The sequence below is a fragment of the Candidatus Tisiphia endosymbiont of Oplodontha viridula genome, from assembly GCF_964264865.1.
Classification (GTDB): domain Bacteria; phylum Pseudomonadota; class Alphaproteobacteria; order Rickettsiales; family Rickettsiaceae; genus Tisiphia.
Map to the genome: position 1 here is coordinate 1340830 of NZ_OZ183486.1, position 12908 is coordinate 1353737.

Annotated in this window: 12 protein-coding genes and 1 other RNA gene; 7 read left to right on the forward strand and 6 right to left on the reverse strand. The window is 32.9% G+C overall.

Annotated features, from left to right (window positions below; all coding sequences use genetic code 11):
• Positions 1 to 358, forward strand: a transfer-messenger RNA (tmRNA) gene (gene ssrA, locus ACFEL1_RS06530).
• 246 nt (positions 359 to 604) lie between these two features.
• Positions 605 to 1087 carry a ClpXP protease specificity-enhancing factor SspB gene (locus tag ACFEL1_RS06535; RefSeq protein WP_341762000.1) on the forward strand — a complete coding sequence of 161 codons (483 nt, stop codon included), beginning with the start codon at positions 605 to 607 and terminating at the stop codon, positions 1085 to 1087.
• Between the two features lie 97 nt (positions 1088 to 1184).
• Here the strand turns inward: ACFEL1_RS06535 and htpG are convergent, their stop codons facing one another.
• From htpG to metK, 3 genes are read right to left on the reverse strand one after another with little or no spacing between them, the layout of a single operon-like run.
• The gene (gene htpG, locus ACFEL1_RS06540; RefSeq protein WP_341762001.1) at positions 1185 to 3044 is read right to left on the reverse strand and encodes a molecular chaperone HtpG; all 1860 of its coding nucleotides are present in this window, start codon (positions 3042 to 3044) and stop codon (positions 1185 to 1187) included.
• A gap of 33 nt (positions 3045 to 3077) precedes the next feature.
• Complete coding sequence (locus ACFEL1_RS06545) at positions 3078 to 3398, reverse strand: DUF167 family protein (RefSeq protein WP_341762002.1); 321 nt, start codon at positions 3396 to 3398, stop codon at positions 3078 to 3080.
• A gap of 21 nt (positions 3399 to 3419) precedes the next feature.
• Positions 3420 to 4565 carry a methionine adenosyltransferase gene (gene metK / locus ACFEL1_RS06550; protein ID WP_341763054.1) on the reverse strand — a complete coding sequence of 382 codons (1146 nt, stop codon included), beginning with the start codon at positions 4563 to 4565 and terminating at the stop codon, positions 3420 to 3422.
• 205 nt (positions 4566 to 4770) lie between these two features.
• Here metK and ACFEL1_RS06555 point away from each other — a divergent pair, with 205 nt between their 5' ends.
• The 5 genes from ACFEL1_RS06555 (at position 4771) to ACFEL1_RS06575 (ending at position 10003) form a co-directional block, all read left to right on the forward strand.
• Entirely contained in the window at positions 4771 to 5940 is a 1170-nt protein-coding gene (locus tag ACFEL1_RS06555) for an MFS transporter (RefSeq protein ID WP_342278884.1), read from the forward strand.
• Positions 5941 to 7188: a lipoprotein-releasing ABC transporter permease subunit gene (locus ACFEL1_RS06560; protein WP_342278883.1), complete on the forward strand. Its 1248-nt coding sequence runs from the start codon at positions 5941 to 5943 to the stop codon at positions 7186 to 7188.
• Positions 7181 to 7846 (forward strand): ABC transporter ATP-binding protein, encoded by a 666-nt coding sequence (locus ACFEL1_RS06565; RefSeq protein WP_341753776.1) that lies wholly within the window; start codon positions 7181 to 7183, stop codon positions 7844 to 7846. Before ACFEL1_RS06560 ends, ACFEL1_RS06565 begins: the two co-directional genes overlap by 8 nt.
• 15 nt (positions 7847 to 7861) lie before the next feature.
• Entirely contained in the window at positions 7862 to 8617 is a 756-nt protein-coding gene (truA, locus tag ACFEL1_RS06570; protein ID WP_341763058.1) for a tRNA pseudouridine(38-40) synthase TruA, read from the forward strand.
• A gap of 345 nt (positions 8618 to 8962) precedes the next feature.
• Entirely contained in the window at positions 8963 to 10003 is a 1041-nt protein-coding gene (locus tag ACFEL1_RS06575; protein WP_375330854.1) for an HlyD family secretion protein, read from the forward strand.
• Between the two features lie 296 nt (positions 10004 to 10299).
• Here the strand turns inward: ACFEL1_RS06575 and ACFEL1_RS06580 are convergent, their stop codons facing one another.
• The 3 genes from ACFEL1_RS06580 to ACFEL1_RS06590 all read right to left on the reverse strand — a co-directional run bounded on the left by ACFEL1_RS06580 (position 10300) and on the right by ACFEL1_RS06590 (position 12840).
• On the reverse strand, positions 10300 to 10857 hold the full coding sequence (locus ACFEL1_RS06580; protein WP_341762010.1) for a phospholipase D family protein: 558 nt from the start codon (positions 10855 to 10857) through the stop codon (positions 10300 to 10302).
• Positions 10858 to 10866: 9 nt separating this feature from the next.
• The gene (gene lipA, locus ACFEL1_RS06585) at positions 10867 to 11778 is read right to left on the reverse strand and encodes a lipoyl synthase (protein WP_342278881.1); all 912 of its coding nucleotides are present in this window, start codon (positions 11776 to 11778) and stop codon (positions 10867 to 10869) included.
• A 66-nt stretch (positions 11779 to 11844) separates the two neighbouring features.
• Complete coding sequence (locus tag ACFEL1_RS06590) at positions 11845 to 12840, reverse strand: Mrp/NBP35 family ATP-binding protein (protein WP_375330855.1); 996 nt, start codon at positions 12838 to 12840, stop codon at positions 11845 to 11847.
• Positions 12841 to 12908 lie beyond the last annotated feature (68 nt).

A 12908-nucleotide genomic window follows, 5' to 3' on the forward strand; every position in this document is an offset into this window, starting at 1 on the left:
GCCCTTTACATCCTATTATAATTGTTGTAGCATAAAATTGCTGATTTTGTAGCTATAGTAATAAACGTGATTTAGAATAGAGGTTGCGGACTCGGGGGCGGTACCCGACGCTTCCACCAAATTAAGTTGTGATAGAAGGATACTACAGGTTTTATCCATAAGCTTTCATGGGGGCGAAATAGGATCGACGTGCTTAATAAAAAAATTATCTTTACTCGGTATAATTCCGCCGGACCTTGTGTCGTTGGGTTAAAAAAAAGAAACGCAAATGATAATGAACGTTTCGTAGGAACTACAGCACTAGCTGCTTAGTCCTACGCGGTTGGGGGCTTAACCGGGCAACAGAAAAAGCCCCGCTAGAATTTTATCTTGCATAACTAGAGATATACTAAACCTCATGTGAATAAGGCTTGAACTAAGACTATTAAAATTTTGTTCAGCCTATAGCTAACCTGAAAAGGTTTTAGTTATAATGTGACCTAGCTAGAAGCTATGTCATTCCTGTTTTTAGCTAGGAATGACATCAAGGTTGTTACTATGGATCAAACATTTTCGGATTAGCTATATCGAGTTTTGTGTTATTTTCTTTGTTTAGTTTATAACTATGAAGACCCCATATCAACAATTTCTTAACGAATGTATGTTGGAATTTGTAAAAAAGATTCTTTCAAAAATTCGTACCGATAAGTTGCAGCTGAATCAACTCTTGTATATTTCTTACAAAACTGATAATCCTGCCGTAGTTTTATCTTCTAGGATAAAAGAGCGTTATCCCAAAGAAATAACTATAGTAATACAATATCAATTTGAAGATTTAACTGTAGGGCTCAATGGCTTTTCTGTAACAATTAGTTTTGATGGTATCAAAGAAACTATCTATGTACCATTTGATTCGCTTATCAGCTTTGTTGATCCTAATAATGGTTACAGCCTAAAGTTTAAGTTAGAAACAATCAAATCTAATGAATTGCCTAACGAGAAGAAAAGAGAAACAATTAAGGTGTCTAGCGATTCTAAAAGTAAATCTAATTCAGCAGATAATATAATAGTTTTGGACAAATTTCGGAAACCCAGTAAACCCGTATAACGCGAATTTGAGATAAGAATTTGTCAATTCTTATCCCAAATCGGTGAAATTATAGAAACAATCAGATTTGAGACGTCTCTGCATATGATTGTTAAGTTTATAAGATAGCTTTTTGCATAATATCATTAAGTCTTTTTGCAAATCCGCCAGTATTATTGACTGGCTCACCTTCTACAATACAGGCTTGGTCATACATTAATCTAACCAATTCTTCATTAGCATAGTCCTTATTATTTGAGATTACATCAGCGTTAATTTTCTCAATAATTTTATGCTTAGGGTTTAGCTCAAGTATTTTAGCAGATGCTGCTATTAATTGTTTTTGTTCAATTAAGAATCTTTCCATACGAATATCCATAGCTCCGTCTCCAACGGCGAGACAAGCTGGGCTTGAAGTAAGTTTTTTAGAAATCCTTACATCTTTTACTAAATCACCTAATATTTCTTTAAAATATTCCGTTAATTTTATATATTCATCATTTTCGTCTTTTACATCTTCTATTTTCTGCTCAGATTTCTCTAAATCAATATCACTTCTAGTAACTGATTTAATGGCATAACCCTTGTAGCTACTATTGACATTAACCCAAAAATCATCAACTGTATCAGTAAAAAGAAGTACATCTATGTTTTTACTTAAAAATCCTTCTATTTGAGGACTAGAAAGTAATTTTGCTGGATCATCACCACTAAGATAATATATAGTGTCTTGCCCTTCTTTAAAGTTGCTAATATAGTCATCAAGACTAATCATCTTATTTAAAAGGCTACTGCTAAATATACATGTCTCAAGTAATTTGTCATGATCACTAGTTGCTTCACACAGTCCTTCTTTTAAAGCAGCTCCAAAATTGGACCAAAATTTGCTGTATTCCTCTATAGACTCGTCTTTTTTCTTTTTAAGTTCACTCAAGACTCTTTTAGTTATAGCTGCTTTAATCTTTTCTAAAGTACTATTATGCTGCAAAGATTCACGACTAATATTTAGAGGTAAATCTTCTGAATCTACTACTCCTCTTAAAAATCTTAGGTAAGAAGGTATTAAATCTATATTTTCATCAGAAATAAAAACTCTTTTGATGTATAATTTTACTCTTCTCTTACGGTCAGGGTGGAATAAATCAAAAGTCTTGGTTGACGGAATAAATAATAAATTAGTAAATTCAACTGTACCCTCATTTTTATTATGAATAGTTAACCAAGGGTCATCAAGCGAATAAGACAGAGTTTTATAAAATTCTTTATATTGCTCAAAAGTCAAATCAGACTTAGGTCTTGTCCACAATGCTGAAGCTGAATTAAGCTGTATTTCATTAGCAGTTGACTCATCAATAAAATATATAGGTATGGCTATATGATCAGAATAACTTTTAACTATATGCTTCAATCTAAAATGATCAATATAACTATCTTCATCTTGCTTGACATGAATAACCACCTCAGTTCCCCTTGTAAAATCATGGTCTAGATCATCTACAGTATATTCTCCAAGACCATCTGACTGCCAAACATAAGCTTTTGTTTCTCCTGCTTTTCTTGAGGTAACGGTGATGCTATCGGCAATCATAAAAGCTGAATAAAACCCAACCCCGAACTGTCCTATTAACATACTGTCTTTTTTAGCATCTCCAGACAGATTGTTTAAGAAATTTCCTGTACCAGACCTTGCGATAGTTCCTAGATTATCAATCAAATCTTCTCGGTTCATACCAATACCGTTATCTCTAACAATAATCTGCCTTTTATCTTTATCAATTCTGACGGTAATTTTAAAGTGAGGATCATCTGCAATAAGCTTTGCGTCACTTTGTGATAAATATCTTAATCTATCACAAGCATCAGAAGAATTAGATATTAATTCACGCATAAAAATCTCTTTATTACTATAAAGAGAGTGAATCATTAAGTTTAAAATCTTACCAACTTCAGCGTCAAACTTCTTTTTTTCTTGGGTCATATAAGTCCTATAAAATACTATACTTCAATGTTATTAGTTATGTATATAATGCTTTAAATGTAAATTTAAATAGTCTAATTCAATATTTTTTATTGCTAAGAGTTTTATACTATTAGTGTGACCTAATATTATCTCAAAATTATTTTTACAAATTTTCCATTCTTTGGATAGAAAATTGACAATAGCATCGTTAGCCTTACCATCCTTTGGAACTGCTTTTATAGATAATTTTAGATGATATTGATTATTAATTATGACAAACTCACTTATCTTATTTGTCTTTGCGTTAGCTTTAACCTTAAGAGCAATAATGGCTAATTTCTTATTGGGGTTATAGTTAAAAATCTTACTCATATACTGCATTATCAACTTATTTTATAGTCCCATTATATTATCTATTCTTTCCCAAGGAAAATCTTGATCTTCCCGTCCAAAATGCCCATATGATGCTGTCTTAAGATAGATTGGATTATATAAAGATAGTTTTTTTATAATACCGCCTGGGCTTAAATCATAATTATTCTTTATTAATTCAATTATTGCTGATTCACTCATTTTGCTAGTGCCAAACGTTTCAATACTTATAGACACTGGCTGGGCAACTCCAATAGCATAAGAAATTTGAATTTCACAACGCTGTGCAACACCTGCTGCTACAATATTTTTTGCTATATATCTTGCTGCATAAGATGCAGATCTATCGATTTTTGTTGGATCCTTACCAGAAAAGCATCCGCCACCGTGGCGTGCTATTCCGCCGTAAGTGTCAACTATTATTTTTCTTCCTGTAAGTCCACAGTCTCCTAAAGGTCCTCCAATTACGAACCTTCCTGTTGGATTCACAAGATATTTAGTATTTTTATCAATCCATTCATCTGGTAACACAGGCTTAATGATTTCTTCAATTACTGCTTCTACTAAATCAGCATGAGAAATATCAGGGTGATGCTGCGTAGAAAGCACAACGGTGTCTATACCAACTGGTTTATTCTCAACATATTTAAAAGTGACTTGGCTTTTAGCATCTGGTCTTAACCAAGGCAAGATGCCCTTTTTTCTGAGTTCAGCTTGTCTCATAACTAATTTATGAGCATAGATAATTGGTGCAGGCATAAATGTAGGAGTCTCATTCGTTGCGTACCCAAACACCAAACCTTGATCACCAGCACCTATTTCATGATCTTCACGATTATCTACACCTAATGCAATATCCGGAGATTGATTGCTTATTGAAGTAATCACACTACAAGAGTCTGCGTCAAAACCTATATCAGAGCTAGTATAGCCTATATCTCTTATAATATTGCGTACTATTTGATCAATGTTAACCCAAGCATCTGTTGTAATTTCTCCAGCTATAAATACTAGTCCAGTCTTTATAAGTGTTTCGCATGCTACCCGGCTCTTTTTTGGATCCTCCTTAAGAATTGCATCCAGTATAGAATCTGAAATTTGGTCAGCCATCTTATCTGGATGTCCCTCAGAGACAGACTCAGAAGTAAATAAATGATAATTCTTCATAATATTATTTCCTAAATTTAGTATTGAGCATTAAGGAGTTATAGAGTATGTATTACAAATTGTGAAGTTTAAGTATATAATGGACTGGAAAAATTAGATAAAAAAGCAGGTAGTTTTGCTTATGTTTATATTAACTGTTGATTATGACGTTTAAATTGCCTTGTTGTTTATCAACTATTCATTTGCAAGGAGTATATATTTTTTTATGAATTTGTTTATTACTATTTTAATTATGGAGGTTTTATGCGGAGCAGAGGTAGATTTATTTGTCCCTAGTTTTCCAGATTTACAAGATACCTTTAATCTTTCTACTTTTAAGGTAGAATTTTTATTAGGAATAAATCTCATAGCCCACTGTGTTACTTCTCTGATTGTAGGAAATTTAGGGGACAGGTTTGGCAGGAAGTTAATTATCATTATAGGTCTTATAATATTTATTATTGGTAGTAGCTTTTGTACTTTTGCCCCCAATTATTACGTGTTACTATTTGGTAGATTTCTGCAAGGGGTAGGTATATCTGGGGTAGCAGTATTAGGCTATGTAGTACTGGCTGATTTATATTCGGTTAAACAACAACAAAAAATGGCGGGAACTTTAAATGGTGCAATTACTTTAGCCATGGCTTTTGCACCGGTAGTAGGAAGTTATGTAAATTTTTTGCTTAGTTGGCGAGGTAATTTTGCTATACTGTTAATATTCGGGATATTTTGTTTGATAACAGGCCTATTATTTATTCCCAAAGGGCAGATAAATTATAATATTAACATATCTTTAAAAGGCTATAGCGTAGTATTTAAATCTAGAAAAGCTGTCTATCATATAGTAACCATGCTTTTTATTATGCAGGGTTATTGGGTTTTTATTGCTATCTCTCCCATTTTGTACATGCGAGATTTAGGAGTGTCTATTCAGCAGTTTGGTTTTTATCAGGGAGCAATGGCTGCAGTATTCTCGGCTGTAAGTTTTAGCAGTGGTTATTTATTGAAGAATTTTGGACAAAAAAAATGTTTTTTCTTTAGTATTTTAGCACTTGTAGCTTTTATAATTGCCGCTATAGTTTTGGTGATATGCAAGACTAATGACCCATTAACTATAACAATAGTAACACAATTAGTGGCTATTGGCATGATATTCCCTTGTAATATTTTATGGCCTTTGGCATTAGAGAGTATACCAAATGCTAAAGGCAGGATTACTGCTATATTGGTATCAGGAAGATTGATTGTTACCGCATTATGTTTGCAGCTAGTTAGTTATTTTTATCAGGGTACTTTTAAGCAATTAGCAATTGTTATGTGCATCACTATAGTTATAGCATTGATTGGTTGTTATAAATTATTGCAAGTAGATAGAATATTTGATGAACCTAAATAAATGATAAAAGATAATTTTATTCTAAAAGTAGCAGATCGATATTTTAGAGCTAAGAAGAATGAGCGATTTGTTTCTATTATTGCTGGTGTTTCTTTGATGGGTGTAACTATCGGTGTTGCTGCATTGATAGTGGTTATGTCCGTTATGAACGGTTTTCATTATGAACTGACTAAAAACATTATTGGTCTTAATGGTGACATTAGCATAACACCAGTATCACGTTCTATCGCAAATTATGATGAAATTAACAAAAAATTAATTAGTCAGAATTATATAAAACATATTTCTCCAAGCATTGTCGGTCAAGCTCTTGCACTAGGTAAAAGAATGAATAGTGGTGCTATAATTAAAGGTATAGATTTAACTGAACTCAAATATAAAAATCAAATTTTACAGAATGTTAATACTGGAGATTTTACCGATTTTTTTGGTACAGATGTGGTAGCAGTTGGTAATGAACTTGCTCGTAACCTAGGAGTTCAAGCAGGTGCAAAAATAAAATTAATTTCTCCCAATTCAATTTCTACTGCTTTTGGTAGTATGCCTAGATCTAAAGAATTCAGGGTTGTGGCTACTTTCACTAGCGGTATGTATGATTATGATTCAGCAACTATTTTAATGCCACTTATTGCTGCCCAAAATTTTCTGTCTTTCAAGGAAGTTATTAATCTAATTGAGGTAACAACCATAGAACCGAATAAAGCAGAAAATTTTGCTTGGGAGATACAAAATCTTTTAGGATTAAGGTTAAAAGTAACAAGTTGGCAGAAATCACATTTACAGTTTCTAAATGCTTTAGCTGTTGAAAGGATAGCAATGTTTACTATTCTCTCTTTGATTATTATGGTAGCAGCCTTTAACATCGTGTCTAGCTTATTTATGTTAGTTAAAGACAAGACTTCGGATATTGCAGTACTGCGTACTATTGGTGCAAGTACTAGGCAGATTATGCTTATTTTTATTTGTAATGGCATGTTTATAGGTTTGCTCGGTACGATTTTAGGTATCATATTGGGTACAAGCTTTGCTTATAATATCCAGTCTATTAGAAATATTTTGGAGAAAGTAACTGGTACTAAAATTTTTGAAGCAGCGATTTATTTTTTATATACTCTACCATCAGAGGTAAGATTAGAAGATGTTATATTAGTATCAACTATCTCTATAGTTCTATGTTTTTGTGCAACAATTTATCCTTCATATAAAGCTGCTAAGTTGAATCCTGTGGATGCCTTGCGTTATGAATAAAGCCGTATTAATGTTAAAAAATATTTCTAAAAAATATAAGCAGGGAAAATCTATTATTGAAGTATTAAGTAATGTTAACTTAACTGTAATGCAAGGAGAGCTAGTCGCCATAATAGGCTCTTCTGGTAGCGGTAAATCAACTTTACTGCATATAGCTGGTCTACTTGATACCCCAAATAGTGGAGAGGTGCAGATAGAGTCAACAAACTATTGCCAAAATCACGCTCATATAATAAGACTGCGTAATATAGGTTTTGTCTATCAACAACATCATTTACTCAAAGATTTTACTGCCTTAGAGAATGTAGCAATGCCAAAATTAATTGCTGGTGATAGTTATAAATTAGCTCTTAAGAAGGCAGAAGAGCTATTAGCAGAGTTAGGGCTAGCTAATAAAATACATAATATGCCGGGTGAGCTATCTGGCGGTGAGCAACAAAGAGTAGCTATCGCTCGTAGCCTAATTAATAATCCTCAAATTATTTTAGCTGATGAACCTACTGGTAATCTAGATCCTAATACTGCTAATGAGGTTTTTAACTTATTACTTAAAACTGCTAAACAACAAAATACCTCTATTATTGTGGTAACTCATAATCATGAAATGGCACATAAGATGCATAGAGTGTATGAATTGCAGTATGGAGAGCTGAAATAGGCGGTAAATAAATTGATGAATCAAATACTTGATTTTTATAGATATAAGATTACCATTGAATATTTAGGAACTGCTTTTGTTGGTTGGCAGAGACAGTGTAATGCTATATCTATTCAACAAATACTGGAAGATGGGATCTACAAATTTACCGGTGAAAAAGCCGTAATTTACGGAGCTGGCAGGACTGATGCAGGGGTTCATGCTTTAGGGCAAGTAGCACATTTCGATTTAGTGAAATATATGCAACCCTATAAAGTTATGCAGGCTATCAACTATTTTGTAAGATCTCATAATATAGGGGTAGTTGATTGTGTTCTAGTCGACGGAGATTTTCATGCAAGATTTTCTGCTGTAGAACGTCATTATGTATATAGAATTATTAATAGACCTAGTCAAGTTATAATAGATTTAAATCGTGCTTGGTGGATAAAACAACCTCTTGATGTTGAAGCAATGAAATATGGAGCTTTCTATCTCATAGGAAATCATGATTTTAGCTCATTTAGAGGTAAATATTGCCAAGCAAAGTCACCTATAAAAACCTTATCTAAGTTAGTTATTACACAAGAAAACAACGATATAAAAATATATGTTTCTGCTCGATCTTTTTTACATCATATGGTTCGAAATATTGTTGGTAGTTTAGTATTAGTTGGACGTAATATATGGCAGGCAGGTGATATACAAAAAGCTTTGGATGCTAAAAAAAGAGAGGCAGCAGGTATAAAAGCTCCAGCATGTGGGTTGTATTTTCTTAGAGTTGACTATTAACTTATGTATGGAGCTTCTGTAAAATGCAAGAAAAAAATAACGTCAATAGCAAAAAAGCAAATGCAGTCATGTATCCGGCTTATAGCAAAGTGAATTTTATTAATATTTTCAATAATACAGATAAAATTTACTCTACAGCCCTGATGGAATTCGCTGGCTTACAATTGCTTTGCTTACGCTCGCAATGACGCTGTGGTATAGGTATTTGTAAACTTTCAACAGTTGTGCTACGGTCTCCTCGCTAATAGACGGTTTTTTAACTTTCAACAGTTGTGGACATCCCCCCTAATGGCGATGATTACTTGAGCTTACTATTAATTTATTACGTAAAACTGAGGTTAATTTATGTTAAAAATCTTTGAACAATATAAGTCTCATCCATTTGCTAAATATTTTCTGATTTTGTTTGGTGTAATAGTCGTTTACCTAGCTTATCATATTTATATTTGGAGTCATACAGAATCGACTGATAATGCGTATATTGAGGCTGACATATCCAGCGTTAGCTCTGAGATTAGTGGAGTGATTAAAAATGTATTTATTTCAGATAATATGAGGGTAAAAAAAGGTGATCTTATTGCTGAGATCGATGATCAGGATTATAAGTCACGTCTTGCTTCACTGGAAGCTTCTATTAAGGCATCTATTAAAAATATAGAAATCATAGAACAAAAGACTTTAATAGCTCAAATTAGTTTAGAGCTTTGTCAAGAGGTTGTTGATTCTGCTAGTACTAATTTGGAGATTAACTCAGTTGATTATATAAGAACTCAAGAGCTTAACAAAGAGAAATTTGCTAGTAAAAAAACATTAGATGAATCTAAAATGTCTTTTACTAAAGCAAAGACTGATTATAATCAGGCAAAGTTAAACTTGCAAATTGCACAGCAGAACTTACTACTTTTAGCTTTACAGAAAACTGCTGAGGAAGAAAAAATGAAAGGGTTACTGGAAGATAAAAATATAGTAGCTAGAAGTTTAGTAAATACCCAAATTATAGCCCCAGTTGACGGAATAGTAGCAAATAGTAGCTTGCAGGTAGGTAATTTTATTAATCTAGGGAGAGTATTATTTTTTGTTGTGCAGGATGAACAAATGTATGTGAAAGCTAATTTTAAAGAGACGCAAATTGCAAAATTGCAACCAAAGCAAAAAGTTAAATTACAGTTTGATTCTTTACCAAAAAAGATCATATACGGCAGAATACGTAATATATCACCAGCTACCGGCTCAAAATTTAGTCTAATTCCGACTGATAATGCAACTGGTAATTTTACTAAGATTGTTCAACGGATTCCTGTGCTAATAGATTTTGAGACTCCTAAAGATATTACTAGTAATTTGATACCAGGAATGTCTGCTATAGTTTCGGTCAGGACTAATTAACCCCAATTCGTATGATTATTCGAGTATACCTCAATTAACCTGAATTCTATGTAACAAGTTACATCGAATTCAGTATTATATATAGAAACAATCAGGTTTGAAGCGGCTGCCCACCTGATTGTTAAAATATAATACTCCATTCAATATGTGATTTTAATAATTAAAATCACATATTGAATGATGAAAAAAGTTAAAATGCACCCGCGTCAGCCGCTTCAAGAGTGCATTTTTCCTTATAACAAAGCCAGTTCGATATAAGAATTAATAATTCTTATATCGAACTGAGGTTCAATTAATTAATTTTTTGCTCTACGACTAAACCAGCTTTGCAAATAAGTTTCTGCAATATCGCTATTCTCTATTAATAAGACGTTTTCGGCATTTCTATTATCAGCTGCATTGGTAAAATTAAAGCTACCAGTAATCACCTTACTTTTATCAATGATCATAACTTTGTTGTGAGCAATACCTGGTACTTTATCTATTGAGACATCAATACCAGCCCGTTTTAATTCATGCATTTTAGAATATCTATCGTGTAAGTTACTACGATCCAATAATACCCTTATTTGAACACCGTTTTGCTTAGCTTTAATTAGTTGATCCACTATATTTTGCGAAGTTAAACCAAATGCTTGAACATAAATGCTATCCTTAGCCTTGGATATTTCTTTTGCTATTAATGATCCGCAGCCGGATGGTGGGGTAAAACAAACATTTAAATTATCAGTTTCGGTATGAAAACTATGCCAAGAAGCTGTTTCTCGTACTTCATTATATCCTATCCCGGTAGTAATGCCGAGTAAGAACGATATTATTACGGGTAGATTAAGCTTTTTAGGTAGTTTTTTCATTTTCTTATACTATGCCGAAACCGAGGCCTTAGCACCCTTTAATTTTTGGAAATCGTCACCAGCATGATAAGAAGAACGGGTTAATGGACTGGCGGAAACCATCAAAAACCCTTTAACCCTTGCTACTCTTTCAAAATATTTAAATTCTTCTGGGGGAACATATCTAGCAACTACTGCATGGTTTTTGGTTGGCTGTAAATATTGTCCTATAGTTAGAAAATCAACTTTAGCTTCCCTTAAATCGTCCATTACTTGCATAATTTCATCGTTTGTTTCTCCAAGACCAACCATCATACCTGATTTAGTAAAAATATCAGAGTCTAATTTTTTTACGTTATGCAAAAGACTTAATGAATTATAGTATCTCGCTCCTGGTCTGATAGTTTTGTATAGAGAAGGCACTGTCTCTACATTATGATTATAAACGTCAGGTTTTGCTAATACCACTATTTCAGCTGCCCCATCTTTCTTAAGAAAATCTGGGGTTAGAACTTCAATTGTGGTATTAGGTGCAACTAATCTTATTTCCTTTATACAATTGGCAAAATGCTCAGCCCCACCATCATCTAAGTCATCTCGATCAACTGAAGTAATTACCACATGTTCAAGCCCTAATTTCATTACGGCTTGTGCTAGTCTCTGTGGCTCGTGAGGATCGAGTAAATCGGGACGACCAGTTTTAACATTACAAAATCTACAAGCACGAGTACAGACAGATCCTAAAATCATAACTGTAGCATGTTTTTTTGCCCAACATTCCCCTATATTAGGGCAAGCAGCTTCTTGACAGACTGTATTTAATTTTAAACTCTCAATTAGTTTTCTTGTATCATGATATTGATATGAATTTGGTGCTTTAACCTTTATCCAATCAGGTCTTTTAAGGGTTTGAGCTTCTTCTATCTTGATTATGTTTGACATATAATCCTACTTTGTTTATGGCCTGCTTTTTTATGAGTTTTATATTCAAATCATTTGAGTATATCATTAAACAAAATTTTTTATTGGTAGTTTAACTATATCTGTAAGTCTAGTGCTGTTATCACAGTTGTAAGATAATTTGGGTTCAATAGGAATCTTACAGATTAAGGGTATATTATATTCTTTGGCAAAATTTTCTCCACTATTACCGTTAAATATGTGAATTGTCTTTCCCGAACTTGGTTCAACTAGATAGCTCATATTTTCTATAATACCTAAAATTGGTAGGTTAAATTTTCTATATAAATCAATCGATCTAACGACGTCTATTGCAGCCATTTTTTGTGGAGTAGTTACTATTATTACTCCGTCTAGTTGGTAATTTTCTAAAATACTTAAGTGAATATCACCAGTACCAGGGGGCATGTCAATAATTAAATAATCTAACTCCTGCCAATGGGTGAGAGATAATAGTTGATAAATGGTCTTGCTGGCCATTGGACCACGCCAAACAATGGCTGAATTATCCTTAATAAGAAATCCGATAGAAATAATTTCAATACCCCGCGATTTTAAAGGGGTCATTTTATTATACACTATTTCAGGTACACCACTAATACCAAATATTTGTGGAATTGACGGACCATAAATATCAGCATCCACTATTCCCACCCTATACCCTTCAAGATTTAATTGCTCCGCTATCAATGCTGTTATAGTAGATTTACCAACTCCCCCTTTACCGGATGCCACCAATATTATCTTCTTTACTCCGTCAATGAAATGTTTAACTTTTGGATTAGTTGATTTTTTAGCTACACCTTTGCTACTAGTTAAAACTATAGTTATTTTCCCAATATTAGGTATTTCATTTAATTTATTAATAGCTTTAATTTTTATTTCATCGATTTCCTTGGAATCTTTACCAAGAATATCAATGGCAAACCCAATATTTTTATCCTTAATTATAATATTAGATATAATACTGACTAATTTTGTATTGTCACTAAAAGTGATATCTGAAATTTTATTTAGTATTTGTTGCTGGTTTATATCAATCATCGTTTTTAAGTAAAATGAAGCTCTTACCGTTAATAATCTTATTTTTCAACGCACATTAACCCATTTAC

Bases quoted from the DNA above. Each gene is read 5' to 3' on its own strand.
- ACFEL1_RS06535 (WP_341762000.1), top strand. From the start codon at position 605: ATGAAGACCCCATATCAACAATTTCTTAACGAATGTATGTTGGAATTT.
- htpG (WP_341762001.1), bottom strand. From the start codon at position 3,044: ATGACCCAAGAAAAAAAGAAGTTTGACGCTGAAGTTGGTAAGATTTTA.
- ACFEL1_RS06545 (WP_341762002.1), bottom strand. From the start codon at position 3,398: ATGAGTAAGATTTTTAACTATAACCCCAATAAGAAATTAGCCATTATT.
- metK (WP_341763054.1), bottom strand. From the start codon at position 4,565: ATGAAGAATTATCATTTATTTACTTCTGAGTCTGTCTCTGAGGGACAT.
- ACFEL1_RS06555 (WP_342278884.1), top strand. From the start codon at position 4,771: ATGAATTTGTTTATTACTATTTTAATTATGGAGGTTTTATGCGGAGCA.
- ACFEL1_RS06560 (WP_342278883.1), top strand. From the start codon at position 5,941: ATGATAAAAGATAATTTTATTCTAAAAGTAGCAGATCGATATTTTAGA.
- ACFEL1_RS06565 (WP_341753776.1), top strand. From the start codon at position 7,181: ATGAATAAAGCCGTATTAATGTTAAAAAATATTTCTAAAAAATATAAG.
- truA (WP_341763058.1), top strand. From the start codon at position 7,862: ATGAATCAAATACTTGATTTTTATAGATATAAGATTACCATTGAATAT.
- ACFEL1_RS06575 (WP_375330854.1), top strand. From the start codon at position 8,963: ATGTTAAAAATCTTTGAACAATATAAGTCTCATCCATTTGCTAAATAT.
- ACFEL1_RS06580 (WP_341762010.1), bottom strand. From the start codon at position 10,857: ATGAAAAAACTACCTAAAAAGCTTAATCTACCCGTAATAATATCGTTC.
- lipA (WP_342278881.1), bottom strand. From the start codon at position 11,778: ATGTCAAACATAATCAAGATAGAAGAAGCTCAAACCCTTAAAAGACCT.
- ACFEL1_RS06590 (WP_375330855.1), bottom strand. From the start codon at position 12,840: ATGATTGATATAAACCAGCAACAAATACTAAATAAAATTTCAGATATC.